Source organism: Acinetobacter pecorum (genome assembly GCF_014837015.1).
In the GTDB taxonomy this organism is placed as follows: Bacteria; Pseudomonadota; Gammaproteobacteria; order Pseudomonadales; family Moraxellaceae; genus Acinetobacter; species Acinetobacter pecorum.
In genome coordinates this window covers 311,545-325,048 of record NZ_JACSPT010000001.1, presented here as the reverse complement: position 1 = coordinate 325,048, position 13,504 = coordinate 311,545, and the positions used below count along the sequence as shown (strand labels likewise).

Here is a 13,504-nt window from a genome sequence, read left to right as displayed (position 1 = left end):
TAGCATATTTGCAGACCAGTTAGACTGCTCCTGCATTGTTAGTACCTAACATAATTAGGAATAATAAAAGCACTTAACAGACTAACTTAGGTTTTTTTTAATCTCAATTTTTAGAGAGTGATGCCATGTTATTCAAAAAAATCGCTATTGCTGCTGCAGTTGCTACTACTTTAGCTTTCGTTGGTTGTGCTAAAAAAGCTGACGACGCTGCTGCTGACGCTAACCAAGCTGCATCTGAAGCTGTAGAAGCTGCATCTGAAGCTGAAGCTGCTGCTGACGCTGCTGCTGTAGAATCTACTTCTGAAGTTGCTGCTTCTGAAACTGCTGCTGTTGCTGAAGCTGACGCTGCTGCTGCTGTTGCTGTTGACGCTGCTGCTGACGCTACTGCTGCTTCTGAAGCTGCTGCTCAATAATCTTTTAGATTATTCAGTATAAAAAAAGAGAGCCTTGGGCTCTCTTTTTTTATTTTAAATACTGAAATTTAAAAAATAGCAGAATTTAAAAAAAGCAGATCAGTTGATCTGCTCATTTCCCACACGTTGACGAAACTTCTGTCCCGCACGGAAGGTCACTACACGGCGTGCAGAAATCGGAATCTCTTCACCCGTTTTCGGGTTACGGCCTGGACGTTGACGCTTGTCACGCAACTCAAAATTACCAAAACCCGAAAGTTTTACTTGCTCGCCTGAGATTAGCGCCTGGCTAATCTCATCGAAGAACAACTCAACCATTTGTTTTGCTTCACGACGGTTTAAACTCGTGAGCTCACTTAAATGATCAGCCATTTCTGCTTTAGTTAGTGCTGTCATGAAGCCCTCAATGTCGCTTGGTAAGTGTTTTCTAACACTTGAAGGATATTATCCATACCTGATTTAATTTCAGCATCTTCCAGTGTACGGCTTGGATGCTGCCAGAGAAGTGCAAATGCCAGTGAGCGTTTCCCTTCTTCTACTCCTTGTCCAGTGTACACATCGAACAACCAAGTTGAGTCTAAAAGCTCTCCGCCTGTTTTTTCGATAAGTCCCTGAATTTCGCTAACATTAATCTTATCATTAATTAAAAGAGCAATATCACGTCGAACCGATGGAAAACGTGATAATTCTGTAAAATTAGATACATAAGTTTGCAAAACAGCCGCTTGATCCAATTCTGCTACCCATGTGGTTGCCAGATCAAGCTCGTCTTCAAGTGAGGGATGTAAACGACCCAAGTAACCAATTGATTGACCATTCACGAGAATCTCTGCGGATTGTCCTGGATGCAACCAGCTACGCTCTGAACGTATATATTCCACTTTGACACGACCAGCAGCCAGAATTTCCTCTATATCGCCCTTAAAGTCAAAGAAGTCCATTGGCTGTGCCTTGCCATGCCAAGACTCAGGGGTACGTGCACCCGTTGCAATCAGGGCAAAGGTTGGAATCTGTTTTAAATCATGAATACTGTTCGCTTCTTGATAGTCAAAACGCAGACCTAGCTCGAAGAAACGTACCCGACTTTGCTGACGATTGATATTGTATTGAACACAAGGAATCAGGCTAGAGAGCAAGGTTGAACGCATTACCGCTAAATCACTTGAAATTGGATTCGCTAATGCTAAAGGTTTCACATGAGAATTAAGTTGCTTTTCAAGTTTTAGGTCTGCAAAACTAAAACTGATTGCCTCTTGGTAACCCAAAGTTACCGCGGTTTGACGAAGTTGGCCCAATTCGAATTGATCTTGATATTTGGCCAGCTTCACATCAATCACAGGCAAACTGATTTGAATATTGTCATAACCATGAATACGAGCCACTTCTTCAATCAAGTCTTGGTAAATCACCATATCATAACGATGTGATGGCGGCACTACAGACCACTCACCTTCTGCTTTTACTGTGACTTCACACCCTAAACGGGTTAAAGCATCAGTAATGAACGCTGAGTCAACACTATAACCTAGCAGTTGATCCACTTGGGCTTGATTCAACTCAATTGCATCGCGTGTTGGCAATAGGGCTGCATTTTCTGCAACCGTAATTGGCCCGAACTCACCGCCGGCAAGTTCCGCAATCAATTGTGATGCGCGGTGCATAGCGATCAATGGCAATTCAAAATCGACACCACGTTCATAACGCTGAGAAGCATCGGTATGCAAGCCAAAGCTACGTGCACGACCGGCAATATGCAGTGGCGCGAAGAATGCAGATTCTAGGAAAATTTCAGTGGTTGCATCGCTGACTGCTGAAGACAAGCCGCCCATAATACCGGCAATGGCCAATGCTTTTTCATCATCTGCAATCACCATCACTTTTTCGTTAAGTTCAACTTCTTGTTCATTGAGCAAAACTAACTTTTCAGCTTCCGTCGCTTGACGTACATGTACCGCACCTTTCACTTTACCGCCATCAAATGCGTGTAGCGGTTGACCCAGCTCCATCAGCACATAGTTGGTAATATCGACCAGAATGCTGTGCTGACGGATACCTGAACGCGCCAATGCACGCTCCATCCATTCAGGGGTTGGCGCTTTGGTATTTACGTTCTTGATCACACGACCCAAGTAGCGTGGGCAGCCTTCAGTCGACACAACGACTTTCTTTTCGTCGCTAATAGTCGCAGCTACTTCTTTAATTTCAGGGGCAGTCACTGGCAATTGGTTGATCACCCCAATTTCACGTGCGATCCCGCGAATACTGAAGCAGTCCCCACGGTTCGGCGTAATGCTGATGTCAATCACGTTGTCATCAAGATCCAGATATTCACGGATATTGACGCCAACCGGTGCATCTGCAGGCAGCTCTAAAAGACCATCGATTTTATCTTCCAGATCGATTTCTGAAGCGCCGCACAGCATACCTTGTGACTCGATACCACGTAGCTTGCCTTTCTTGATTTTGAAATCGCCTGGAAGTACTGCACCAATGGTCGCAACTGGCGCTTTCATGCCGGCACGTACGTTTGGCGCACCACATACAATTTGCAGTGGCTCACCTGAACCGATATTGACAGTAGTCACACGTAAACGGTCAGCATCTGGATGCTGTTCTACTGTCAGGACTTCACCAACCACTACACCAGTAAATGCTTTTGCTGCAGGTGCAAGCTCATCCACTTCCAGACCCAACATGGTCAATTGATCAGAAAGTTTTTCGCTATCGATGGCTGGGTTGACCCATGTGCGTAGCCAATTTTCGCTAATTTTCATTGATATAAAACCTGTAATTCAAATCTCTAGAATCCCCTCTAACTCCCACTTTCTTCCAAAGAGGGAGAGCCCTATGTCATATCTAGACACCCGTCTCCTTTTAGGAGAGGTTAGGGAGAGGTATAAATTTGTTTTTAAGCAAACTGGCGTAAGAAACGCACATCGTTTTGGAAGAACATACGTAAGTCATTCACGCCATAACGCAGCATTGCAAAACGTTCAACACCCAGACCAAAAGCAAAGCCTTTGTATTTTTCAGGATCAATGCCTGCAGCTTGCAGCACATTCGGATGCACCATACCGCAGCCCAGTACTTCCAGCCAGCGACCCCGTTCATCCATAATATCCACTTCCGCACTTGGCTCGGTGAACGGGAAATAAGATGGACGGAAACGTACTTTCAAATCTTTTTCGAAGAATTCGTTCAGCAGGTTAATCAGCAAACCTTTCAGTTCCGCGAAGCTGGTATTTTCAGCCACGTATAAACCTTCGATCTGATGGAACATCGGCGAGTGGGTTTGATCCGAATCACAACGGTAAACACGGCCTGGACACACGATCTGGATTGGTGGCTGCTGGGTTTCCATGGTACGAATCTGCACACCAGACGTATGCGTACGCAGCAAATGGTTCACATCAAAATAGAAAGTATCATGCATAGCACGCGCTGGGTGATGACCTGGAATGTTCAGTGCTTCAAAGTTGTGATAGTCATCTTCAACTTCAGGACCTGTTGCAACCGTAAAACCTGCCTTGGTAAAGAACTGGCAAATACGCTCTTGCACTTGGGTCACTGGATGGATACTGCCCACCTGCTGACCACGACCTGGTAAAGTAATATCAATGGTTTCGCTTGCCAGTTTTTGTTCTAAGGCAGCTTTATGCAGTTCTGCCTGACGTGATGTCAATGCAGCGGTAATGGTTTCACGTACAGCATGGATTTGTGCGCCGAAGACTTTACGTTCTTCAGGATCCATTTTACCAAGCGACTTAGATTGTTCCGCGAGCTGGCTTTTTTTCCCCGTAAATTGCACTCGTACTTGATCAAGTGCAGCAAGGTCTTGAGCTGCTGCAATCGCAGCGAGCGCTTCAGTGGTCAGGGCTTCCAGTGACATAGTAACTCTCAAAGCAACAGGTTAAAAAATATTTTAAAAACCCCACATTCTAACAGTTTTTAGACACTTTGATGAAGATGCGTTTTAAGGAAAATTAGATTGGCATGATTAAATATAAAAAGTATAAGATAAACACAATATCAATCAGATCAAATCACTATGGCACTCGATCAAATTTGGAAACAGCAACTGACCCTGGTCACTTATGGCAATGAATATTTGTCTCAGGGCCTGAGTTTCAATCGTTGGATTCAACATGCCATTTTTAATCAGCATCAGTTTGCCTTTCGGGATCTGATGTCACAACACCTGCTGGCTCAGCATTTTCAGATCTGGCTGGAAGGCCTGAAAAAACAAGGCGTACGCCGACTGAGCTTGCATCGCTCTGATTTACTGATTGATGAAAAAAATCCGAATGCCAATGTCGAGCTATTACCACTGGCGCATTTTATTGTCAGTCATGGTGCCAAAACCAAAACAGCCTGGATCATCGGCAAGGAACTGCCTGAATGGTACAGCGCAGACAATGATTACGAAGCTCCTAAATCACAGCAGTCCCCTTTACGCCATGAAACTTTCTGGTGTTATGAGTTAAATCCTAAACTGGCCAAGCGCATTGATGTCGATCTGGAAGCCCCAAACTGGGATGATATCCAGGCTTATACCGATCATGAACTGTTTGAAAGTAGCCTTGCCCAAGATTTTACCGAACCAGCGTATACCAATTTGCCCTATTACGGCACCATGCCTGCCATTCAGGCCGATAACGAAAGTCATTTGGCCTTAATTCCCACTGACTATTCAGCGGATTATGCTCACCAGACTTTGTACCGCCTAGATGCCTTAAATGACTTTATTCAAACGAAAATCCAGCATCCCTATCGTGCAGATGGCGAAGTACTCAGCCCGGAGCAGCAACTTAACCTGCGACATTTTTCGCAAAAAATTGATGATTTAAGTGCTAAATTCATCAGCAAAGTCGCCAACCACTATAAAACGGCACAGCTAACACCTAAAGTTGCGCCTGATCCATTTGTGGGTATGAGTACCGAAGACCGCTCACCAAAAATTTCTAAAGCAGAAAAACCTCAGGACCCAGGAAAATCCAGTTCGTCTGCAAATGTGCTGACCTTAATTGTGATTACCGTGATTATCTGTCTGATTGGCTACTATTTCGGCCTTTAACATTTTGCCAGAAAAGCTTACATCCCGGGCAGAATTCAATAGAGACGTTGATACTCAGGAGCAGACATCAGCTTGAAATAATGCTGAAGATTTTGTGATAGGTTTTGATTATCCAACCTATGATGGAATTAAGGTCAAGCAGCTGTCTGAAAATTGCAGCATTGTCGGAATGAGACCAAAGCTGTTATTTATGCTGATCGCCCGGAAATGCCCTTTTGATTGACTGGTGGAGATATTGAGATAAAAGGATAAATCAGCCCTACAGTGCAAGGGCTGATTTATTTCCCATCGTCTTTTTCCAGGGTTTAGATTTTTCTACGTTGAGCCAGCTTGCCCAGAGTCTTCAAAAATTAAATGTCCCACTGATAATATAAATCTTTAAGATTCTCACCCAGATCACTGGCATCTCCTTCACTGACAAAATAGGCGCCGGTCTTTTCATAAAAATAACGACTGGAATTCAGGTTCAATACGCTACATTGCATATGCTGATAGGATTTTTCTCGACTTAAGCCCAGACCCAATTGAACCAAATCACGTCCAATGCCGCGATCTTTAATATTTTGAAGCAAATAAAGTGCTCTCAATTCACTGATGGGTGCATCTACCGGAAAATTGAAAGCAGCAAAGCCCAGCACCTGAGCATTTTCTTCATAGACAAATACCCGTCGATTCGCCCCTTCAAGAACAGAACGCCACAAGGCGGCTCTTTGCTCTACACATAATGCATCTAAAATTTCTTGTTTGATGATGTTTTTATAGCTTTCACGCCAGCTTTGTACGTGCACTTGAGCAATCGGCAGGACATCCTGTTGAGTGGCAAGTCGAATCATTATTTTTAAGCCTTATTTTTGATTATGCAATTTAACAATGACTAAAAAATATAGGATTTACAATACTGATTTTTAAATAATATTTAAAATGACTACTTTTATTTAAGCATAAAAAAAGACCGCTAAAAGCGGTCTTTTTCAAGTCATAAAGACTTATGCAGCCAATGCATCTTTAGCTTTAGAAGCTAAAGCAGCAAACGCAACTGCGTCATGCATAGCGATGTCAGCAAGTACGCGACGGTCGATAATCACTTGAGCTTTTTTCAAGCCAGCGATCATACGGCTGTACGACAAACCATTTTGACGAGCACCAGCGTTGATACGTGCAATCCACAAAGCGCGGAATTGACGTTTCTTCTGACGACGGTCACGGTAAGCATATTGACCAGCTTTGATTACCGCCTGGAACGCTACGCGGTAAACGCGTGAACGAGCACCATAGTAACCTTTAGCGCGAGCAAGAATTTTTTTGTGACGGCGATGAGCCTGTACACCACGTTTTACACGAGCCATTTATAATCTCCTTAGATGTACGGGCACATACGACGAACTGAAGCAACGTCACTTACGTGAACCATTACACAGCCGCGCAATTGACGAATACGCTTAGCAGATTTTTTGGTCAAAATGTGGCGTTTGAACGCTTGTTTACGCTTAAAACCGTTAGCAGTCGCTTTAAAGCGTTTAGCTGCACCACGGCGAGTTTTCATCTTAGGCATAACAACCTCTTTTGAACACCTGTTCGGCTCGTTTGCACCATTACAAAACGACCTGCAGGTAAGGGAGCGAGTATTCTAAAGCATCTTTGTTTAAAACAAAAGCATCTTCACCCAATAAGCGAATTTAAAGAATGATTTCGCTCTGAAATAATATCCAAGACTGAATCAAGAAAATAGCTTCAGGCTTAGAACAAGGCAAAGGCCGCATAGACAAACAGATAACGTCCAATTTTAGCGATGCTGACCATCAGCAGAAAACGGGCGAAGTTTTCTTTTAATAGTCCCGCAATCAGGGTAATCGGATCACCAATGATAGGCACCCAGCTCAGCAGTAAAGACCAGTAACCATATTTCTGATAGGTCGTTTGCGCCTTGAGCATCTTGTCTGCCGAAACCGGAAACCACTTTTTATTTTTATAATGTTCAATCTTGAGGCCCAGATACCAGTTCACGCAGGAACCCAGTATATTCCCCAGACTGGCCACCGCAATTAACAGCACTTCATGCTGCTTGTTCTGCACTAAAAGCCCCAGCAAAACAGCTTCAGACTGTAAAGGCAATAAAGTCGCTGCACCAAAGGCCGACAGAAATAGTAGCAACAGACTCATACAGCTATTAACGGCTCAAACCCAGCTTTTTCTTGGCTTTGCTGTATTCCCAACTCGACCAAATTACTGCTGCCACCATGACAATAATCCGCCCCCATTTATACTGCTGAGTAATGGGTTCAATCGCTGCACGGAGAATCTGCTGATCTTTGGTATTCAAGGCTGCAATCACCTGATCAATATGCACAATTTCAGCAATATAAAGCACTAGACATGCGGCAATTCCAAAGAGGATACTCCAGTAAATTCGGGTATTGCTTTCAATAATCTTGGTAAAGTTCAGAAGAAAATCGTTCATATATCCATCCAATAAAAAACCACCGTAAGGGTGGCTTTATTTGCTTAAGGCTATTTTAGCATAAAGGCTACAGCTTAACTGACCTGTATCGCCAACGCTTTCTGAACTGCAGGACGTGCATTCAAGCGATCAATATATTTGGAAACTTCAGGATAATCTTCCAGATTGATCTGCTGCCAGTCGTATCGCAATAACCATGGAAATATCGCCATATCGGCAATCGAGTATTCGCCAGCCACATACTCCTGCCCGACCAGCTGTTTATTCAACACACCATACAGACGTTTGCTTTCATTGACATAACGATCTGTGGCATAAGCAATCCGCTCAGGTGCAAAACGGCTAAAGTGATGATTTTGTCCGAGCATTGGTCCCAGACCGCCCATTTGCCACATCAGCCATTGTTCCACCTGAACACGCTTTACTTCATCAACTGGATAAAACAAACCTGTTTTTCGACCCAGATATTGCAAGATCGCGCCTGACTCAAAGATTGAAATGGGCTGACCATTCGGCCCATTCTGATCAACGATTGCCGGGATTTTATTGTTGGGAGAAATAGCCAGAAAATCGGACTGGAACTGGTCATTTTCTAGAATATTGATTGGAATAATTTGATATTCCAGCCCCATTTCTTCCAGGGCTATACTGATTTTGTGGCCATTCGGGGTGCCCCAGTAATATAAATCGATCATTTTCTTTTAATACTCCCTGCACTTGTCACGTGCGATGATGTCTCCAACATAGAGGATTTAGAAGGAAACAACAAGCCTGGAGATAAAAATTATTTTATAATAAAAATCAATATATTATTAAAATTTTATATTTTTTATATTGGATATCTTGAAAATTTCAGCCACATACACATATTTATTTTTGCATAAGAATTAAGTCAGTCTTCTGCACTGTAGATGTCTCACCTGACAGATCTTATTTTCTTGTTTTTATAACTTTACTTAAATGAGAAGGTTCTAATCATGAGTAACTTAAATCTTCATCCCTTGTTTCGTCGTAGTATTGGTTTTGATCGCCTGAATGACTTTATTGATTACGCCGTGCAAAGCGATACACCGAATTATCCGCCGTATAATATCGAAAAGCATGGGGAGAATAATTACCGCATCGTGATGGCAACTGCGGGTTTTCGTCAGGAAGAACTCGACATTCGTCTGGAAAACAAGTTGCTGACCATCTTGGGGCAACCTGAAAATCAGGACAATAACGCTATCGAATTCCTGCACAAAGGAATTGTACGACGCGCGTTTAAATTGTCTTTACGCCTGGATGAGTATATTGAGGTACAACAGGCAGATTATGAAAATGGATTGCTGATCATTGACTTGCAGCGCATTATTCCAGAAGAGAAATTACCTCGACAAATTCCGATCGGCAAGAAACTGCTCATTGAAAATAGTGAAAAATCAGTGGAATAAGCTTGATTAGGCTAAAAAGCAAGGTCCGAAAGGGCCTTTCTTTTTGGCTACGGATTACCTAAGCTCATTGAGGCAATACGCTTTCTGATCATTAAAATAAACCATGAATGCGCCAGAAAATATCCTGTTTCATCAAGCCAGCCCAATCATGCGCGCAACTGGATATCTGCTACTGTGCTGTCCGGTTGGAATATTCGGCATTTTCTATTTGAGCAGTATGGGTAGCAATTCCAGTTTTCTTCAAGGGCTGCTATTTTTATGGCAGGAGGCTCCTGGCTTTTATATTTATATTGGTGGCTTTCTTGGTCTTGCCGTACTTATGCTTGGAACTAAATTAAAAATTACCTCACACGCCATTTATTATACTTTGGCAGATTTCCGAATCAGCCTGTGCTTAAAACGGCACTCGGTACAGTATAGTTTTCTGAATCCGCGCTATGATTCTCTCAAAGCCCATCTCAAACGCTGGCTCTATAACATGCCAGCGCATGTCATCAGTCAACGCGATGGCACTTTGGATTTTAAATTGCACCACCCCGGTCGGATAAATCAATTTTGTCTTGGATTTTTCCGGATTCAACTGTCGATGTTTTCTCGTCAGCAGGCTCAACAGATTATGCAGGCCATACAAAGTGCCTGGAATTTCAGAGCATAAAAAAGCCATCAACTGAACACTTTTTTATACCGGGTGAACAGGTTATGGTAATAAACACGCTGTCAATTCATCCACTGTTTGACACAAATAGGTTGGTTTGGCCTCTGCCAATGCATGCGCATGGTTAAATCCCCATGTCACCGCTGCCACAGGCATACCCAAGGCTTGTGCGGAATGAATATCTGAAATTTGGTCACCAATATAAATGGCGCGTTGTGCTGAACAATGGGTATGGCGTAATATCTTTCTGATTTGTCGCTGTTTACCATAAATTGAGGCATTTGGCATAATCCAGTCGAACAGAGCAAGACGCTGTTGGCCAAGACTGGCATGACAGTTCTCCAGCGAATTGGAGGTCACGACCGCCAAGCATATACCAGCTTGCTTTAACTGTTGCAGCAATTGATCCATTCCGTCGAACACGACAGGTTGCTGGCTGTGCTGTTGCATAGTCCGTTTACAATCCAATGCTAAACGAATCGCGCTTAAACGTGACAAGCCCAACTCTCTACGAATGGTACGCGGTGGAAAAGATCTAAAATATTCAATGCGTTCAGCATTCAACTCAGCATATTGGTACTTGGTAGCATGCCGGTTTAATAAACCGATGAAGAGCGGGAAAGAATCGACCAAAGTACCATCCACATCAAAAATCACCACTTGATAGGGCAAGTGATGCTGATGATCGATCATCGAATCATTTTTAAAAAACTCTTTAACCCACTGCATCATAAAAAAAATCATTAAATAATAAACGAATCAGGCTATAACAATTTTAATCTATCTGATTGTTTTATACTCTACATTTTCTGATTTTAATAAAAAAAGCCCTGCTGATGCAGGGCTTTTTTCGCTTAATGAGAGCTTACTTTTTCTTTTTAGGACCAAGCAGCATACCCATTTGACGGCCTTCCATTTTCGGCATCTGTTCAACAGTACCGAATTCAGCCACGTCAGCTTCAATTTTTTGCAATTGAGCTAGACCCAACTGTTGGTGTGCCATCTCACGACCACGGAAACGAAGCGTGATTTTCACCTTATTACCTTCTTCAAGGAACTTGATGATTGCACGTAATTTTACGTTGTAATCACCAACATCAGTACCCGGGCGTAGCTTGATTTCTTTCACCTGGACTTGATGTTGTTTTTTCTTCGCTTCTTTCTGCTTTTGCTTAAGATCAAACAAATGCTTGTTGAAGTCCATGATCTTACATACAGGTGGCTCAGCATTTGCTACGATCTCTACAAGATCAAGTTCAACACTTTCTGCTGCACGTAGGGCTTCAGCTAAGCTTACAATCCCTTTTTGCTCACCATTTTCGTCTACAAGACGGACTTCTTTCGCACGAATTTCATCATTCAAGGCAGGACGGTTTGATTTGTTACCGCCCTGTTGATTACGGTCAGGCTGTTTAATCGCTGTTACTCCACAATGTACCGGCCGCGTTCGGCTACGGCTGTTTTTACTAGATCAACGAAAGCATCGATTGACATAGTACCCAAATTTTTTCCTGAGCGGGTACGCACGTTTACTGTACCTTCCTCTACTTCACGGTCCCCAAGTACCAGTAAGTATGGAATACGCTCTAATGTACGTTCACGAATCTTAAAGCCGATTTTCTCATTTCTCAAGTCAGAAATTGCACGGATACCGTTTTCTTTAAGTTTTGCGACGACTGACTCACACGCTTCTGCTTGTGAATCGGTAATATTCATCACACAGGCTTGCACTGGTGCCAGCCAAGGTGGCATGAAGCCCGCATAGTGTTCAATCAGTATACCAATAAAACGCTCGAAACTACCAAGAATTGCACGGTGCAACATCACAGGCTGGTCACGATCGTTGTCTTCAGTTACATAAGATGCATCCAGACGTTCTGGCAAGTTGAAGTCACACTGAATGGTACCACACTGCCAGACACGGCCTAAGCAGTCTTTTAATGAGAATTCGATCTTCGGACCGTAAAATGCACCTTCACCCGGTTGAAGCTCCCACTCAAGACCCGCTGCATCTAAAGCATCAGCTAAAGATTTTTCAGCCATATCCCAAAGCGCATCATCACCTACACGTTTTTCAGGACGTGTCGACAACTTCATTTGTACTTCTTCAAAGCCGAAATCTTTGTATACGTCTAGTGTCAATTTGATAAAGTCTGCAACTTCAGGACCAATCTGTTCTTTAGTACAGAAGATATGCGCATCATCTTGAGTAAAGCCACGAACACGCATAATGCCGTGTAATGAACCCGATGGCTCGTTACGGTGACATGAACCGAACTCTGCCAAACGAATTGGAAGATCACGATAAGATTTCAAACCCTGGTTGAACACCTGCACGTGACATGGGCAGTTCATTGGTTTCACCGCATAATTACGGCTTTCCGAATGCGTGGTGAACATGTTGTCTGCATAGTTCGCCGCATGGCCCGATTTTTCCCACAAGCTAAAGTCTACGATTTGTGGTGTTTTAATCTCTAGATAGCCATTGTCCTGCTGCACTTTACGCATGTACTGTTCAAGGACTTGGTAAATGGTCCAACCATTTGGATGCCAGAACACCATACCCGGTGCTTCTTCTTGCATATGGAACAAGTCCAGCGCTTTACCAATTTTACGGTGATCGCGTTTTTCTGCTTCTTCAATACGCTTGATATAAGCTGCAAGCTGTTTCTTGTCTGCCCAAGCTGTACCGTAGATACGCTGTAACTGCTCGTTCTTCGCATCACCGCGCCAGTACGCACCTGACATCTTGGTGAGTTTAAACGATTTCAGGAATTTGGTGTTTGGCACGTGGGGACCACGGCACATATCCACATATTCCTGATGATAGTAAAGACCCATCTGGGTCTCATCTGGCATATCTTCAATCAGACGTAGTTTGTAATCTTCGCCGCGCTCAGTGAACACTTTGATCACTTCATCACGTGGCGTCATTTTTTTGATGACATCGTAGTCCTGATCGATGAGCTTTTTCATGCGCTCTTCAATCGCAGCCATATCATCTGGGGTAAATGGTTTTGCATTAAAAATGTCGTAATAGAAACCATCTTCAATGACAGGACCAATCACCATCTTCGCTTCTGGGAACAGCTGTTTAACCGCATGACCCACCAAGTGCGCACATGAGTGACGAATAATTTCGACGCCTTCATCATCTTTAGGCGTGATAATCTGTAAAGTTGCGTCTTCGGTAATTAAATCGCATGCATCAACCAGACGGCCATTTACACGTCCAGCGACTGTATTTTTTGCAAGACCAGGACCGATGCTTTGAGCAACTTCCATCACAGATACGGCATGATCAAACTGTTTTTGATCGCCATTTGGCAAAGTGATAATTGGCATAAGAAAATCCTTAAGGAGTGATGCCCCGTACCATGGAGCATATCACCGCGAGATTATGATCGAGGGAAAACCTCAAAAGATAAAAACGGTGGATAAATAAAAATCGATTCGAATTTTACACGGCTT

Annotated in this window: 16 protein-coding genes; 4 read left to right on the top strand and 12 right to left on the bottom strand. The window is 43.3% G+C overall.

The window, feature by feature from the left end; translation table 11 throughout:
- Nucleotides 1–125 precede the first annotated feature (125 nt).
- Entirely contained in the window at nucleotides 126–413 is a 288-nt protein-coding gene (locus H9629_RS01460; protein ID WP_064094713.1) for a hypothetical protein, read from the top strand.
- A gap of 99 nt (nucleotides 414–512) precedes the next feature.
- On the opposite strand, the gene H9629_RS01455 is transcribed toward H9629_RS01460, so the two are convergent.
- The 3 genes from H9629_RS01455 to pheS form a co-directional block, all read right to left on the bottom strand.
- Nucleotides 513–809: an integration host factor subunit alpha gene (locus H9629_RS01455; protein ID WP_004783565.1), complete on the bottom strand. Its 297-nt coding sequence runs from the start codon at nucleotides 807–809 to the stop codon at nucleotides 513–515.
- Complete coding sequence (gene pheT, locus H9629_RS01450; protein ID WP_064094714.1) at nucleotides 806–3,187, bottom strand: phenylalanine--tRNA ligase subunit beta; 2,382 nt, start codon at nucleotides 3,185–3,187, stop codon at nucleotides 806–808. Before pheT ends, H9629_RS01455 begins: the two co-directional genes overlap by 4 nt.
- Nucleotides 3,188–3,321: 134 nt before the next feature.
- On the bottom strand, nucleotides 3,322–4,302 hold the full coding sequence (pheS, locus tag H9629_RS01445) for a phenylalanine--tRNA ligase subunit alpha (RefSeq protein ID WP_004278272.1): 981 nt from the start codon (nucleotides 4,300–4,302) through the stop codon (nucleotides 3,322–3,324).
- Between the two features lie 159 nt (nucleotides 4,303–4,461).
- Here pheS and H9629_RS01440 point away from each other — a divergent pair, with 159 nt between their 5' ends.
- Nucleotides 4,462–5,487: a hypothetical protein gene (locus tag H9629_RS01440; RefSeq protein ID WP_064094715.1), complete on the top strand. Its 1,026-nt coding sequence runs from the start codon at nucleotides 4,462–4,464 to the stop codon at nucleotides 5,485–5,487.
- Between the two features lie 350 nt (nucleotides 5,488–5,837).
- Here the strand turns inward: H9629_RS01440 and H9629_RS01435 are convergent, their stop codons facing one another.
- The 6 genes from H9629_RS01435 to H9629_RS01410 form a co-directional block, all read right to left on the bottom strand.
- Nucleotides 5,838–6,320, bottom strand: a complete 483-nt coding sequence (locus tag H9629_RS01435) for a GNAT family N-acetyltransferase (protein ID WP_191730423.1) — start codon at nucleotides 6,318–6,320, stop codon at nucleotides 5,838–5,840.
- Between the two features lie 153 nt (nucleotides 6,321–6,473).
- Nucleotides 6,474–6,833, bottom strand: a complete 360-nt coding sequence (gene rplT, locus H9629_RS01430) for a 50S ribosomal protein L20 (protein ID WP_004647525.1) — start codon at nucleotides 6,831–6,833, stop codon at nucleotides 6,474–6,476.
- An 11-nt stretch (nucleotides 6,834–6,844) separates the two neighbouring features.
- Entirely contained in the window at nucleotides 6,845–7,039 is a 195-nt protein-coding gene (rpmI, locus tag H9629_RS01425; protein WP_004278281.1) for a 50S ribosomal protein L35, read from the bottom strand.
- A gap of 185 nt (nucleotides 7,040–7,224) precedes the next feature.
- The gene (locus tag H9629_RS01420) at nucleotides 7,225–7,647 is read right to left on the bottom strand and encodes a YqaA family protein (RefSeq protein WP_191730422.1); all 423 of its coding nucleotides are present in this window, start codon (nucleotides 7,645–7,647) and stop codon (nucleotides 7,225–7,227) included.
- Between the two features lie 7 nt (nucleotides 7,648–7,654).
- Nucleotides 7,655–7,945 carry a hypothetical protein gene (locus H9629_RS01415; RefSeq protein ID WP_191730421.1) on the bottom strand — a complete coding sequence of 97 codons (291 nt, stop codon included), beginning with the start codon at nucleotides 7,943–7,945 and terminating at the stop codon, nucleotides 7,655–7,657.
- 74 nt (nucleotides 7,946–8,019) lie between these two features.
- On the bottom strand, nucleotides 8,020–8,640 hold the full coding sequence (locus tag H9629_RS01410; protein WP_064094718.1) for a glutathione S-transferase N-terminal domain-containing protein: 621 nt from the start codon (nucleotides 8,638–8,640) through the stop codon (nucleotides 8,020–8,022).
- Between the two features lie 282 nt (nucleotides 8,641–8,922).
- Between H9629_RS01410 and H9629_RS01405 the strand changes: the two genes are divergently transcribed.
- Together H9629_RS01405 and H9629_RS01400 are read left to right on the top strand one after the other, a co-directional pair.
- Nucleotides 8,923–9,378, top strand: coding sequence for an Hsp20 family protein (locus H9629_RS01405; RefSeq protein ID WP_191730420.1), 456 nt, complete (start codon nucleotides 8,923–8,925; stop codon nucleotides 9,376–9,378).
- A 103-nt stretch (nucleotides 9,379–9,481) separates the two neighbouring features.
- Nucleotides 9,482–10,033 (top strand): hypothetical protein, encoded by a 552-nt coding sequence (locus H9629_RS01400; RefSeq protein ID WP_191730419.1) that lies wholly within the window; start codon nucleotides 9,482–9,484, stop codon nucleotides 10,031–10,033.
- Between the two features lie 42 nt (nucleotides 10,034–10,075).
- Here H9629_RS01400 and H9629_RS01395 read toward each other — a convergent pair whose 3' ends face one another.
- From H9629_RS01395 to thrS, 3 genes are all read right to left on the bottom strand, one after another.
- Nucleotides 10,076–10,765 carry an HAD hydrolase-like protein gene (locus tag H9629_RS01395; RefSeq protein WP_171255294.1) on the bottom strand — a complete coding sequence of 230 codons (690 nt, stop codon included), beginning with the start codon at nucleotides 10,763–10,765 and terminating at the stop codon, nucleotides 10,076–10,078.
- A gap of 133 nt (nucleotides 10,766–10,898) precedes the next feature.
- Nucleotides 10,899–11,450, bottom strand: coding sequence for a translation initiation factor IF-3 (gene infC, locus H9629_RS01390; protein WP_064094722.1), 552 nt, complete (start codon nucleotides 11,448–11,450; stop codon nucleotides 10,899–10,901).
- A gap of 5 nt (nucleotides 11,451–11,455) precedes the next feature.
- The gene (gene thrS, locus H9629_RS01385) at nucleotides 11,456–13,378 is read right to left on the bottom strand and encodes a threonine--tRNA ligase (RefSeq protein ID WP_004647517.1); all 1,923 of its coding nucleotides are present in this window, start codon (nucleotides 13,376–13,378) and stop codon (nucleotides 11,456–11,458) included.
- Nucleotides 13,379–13,504: the final 126 nt, after the last annotated feature.

What these genes read in the sequence shown, in the direction of transcription:
- H9629_RS01460 (WP_064094713.1), top strand. Translation starts at nt 126, where the DNA reads ATGTTATTCAAAAAAATCGCTATTGCTGCTGCAGTTGCTACTACTTTA.
- H9629_RS01455 (WP_004783565.1), bottom strand. Translation starts at nt 809, where the DNA reads ATGACAGCACTAACTAAAGCAGAAATGGCTGATCATTTAAGTGAGCTC.
- pheT (WP_064094714.1), bottom strand. Translation starts at nt 3,187, where the DNA reads ATGAAAATTAGCGAAAATTGGCTACGCACATGGGTCAACCCAGCCATC.
- pheS (WP_004278272.1), bottom strand. Translation starts at nt 4,302, where the DNA reads ATGTCACTGGAAGCCCTGACCACTGAAGCGCTCGCTGCGATTGCAGCA.
- H9629_RS01440 (WP_064094715.1), top strand. Translation starts at nt 4,462, where the DNA reads ATGGCACTCGATCAAATTTGGAAACAGCAACTGACCCTGGTCACTTAT.
- H9629_RS01435 (WP_191730423.1), bottom strand. Translation starts at nt 6,320, where the DNA reads ATGATTCGACTTGCCACTCAACAGGATGTCCTGCCGATTGCTCAAGTG.
- rplT (WP_004647525.1), bottom strand. Translation starts at nt 6,833, where the DNA reads ATGGCTCGTGTAAAACGTGGTGTACAGGCTCATCGCCGTCACAAAAAA.
- rpmI (WP_004278281.1), bottom strand. Translation starts at nt 7,039, where the DNA reads ATGCCTAAGATGAAAACTCGCCGTGGTGCAGCTAAACGCTTTAAAGCG.
- H9629_RS01420 (WP_191730422.1), bottom strand. Translation starts at nt 7,647, where the DNA reads ATGAGTCTGTTGCTACTATTTCTGTCGGCCTTTGGTGCAGCGACTTTA.
- H9629_RS01415 (WP_191730421.1), bottom strand. Translation starts at nt 7,945, where the DNA reads ATGAACGATTTTCTTCTGAACTTTACCAAGATTATTGAAAGCAATACC.
- H9629_RS01410 (WP_064094718.1), bottom strand. Translation starts at nt 8,640, where the DNA reads ATGATCGATTTATATTACTGGGGCACCCCGAATGGCCACAAAATCAGT.
- H9629_RS01405 (WP_191730420.1), top strand. Translation starts at nt 8,923, where the DNA reads ATGAGTAACTTAAATCTTCATCCCTTGTTTCGTCGTAGTATTGGTTTT.
- H9629_RS01400 (WP_191730419.1), top strand. Translation starts at nt 9,482, where the DNA reads ATGAATGCGCCAGAAAATATCCTGTTTCATCAAGCCAGCCCAATCATG.
- H9629_RS01395 (WP_171255294.1), bottom strand. Translation starts at nt 10,765, where the DNA reads ATGATGCAGTGGGTTAAAGAGTTTTTTAAAAATGATTCGATGATCGAT.
- thrS (WP_004647517.1), bottom strand. Translation starts at nt 13,378, where the DNA reads ATGCCAATTATCACTTTGCCAAATGGCGATCAAAAACAGTTTGATCAT.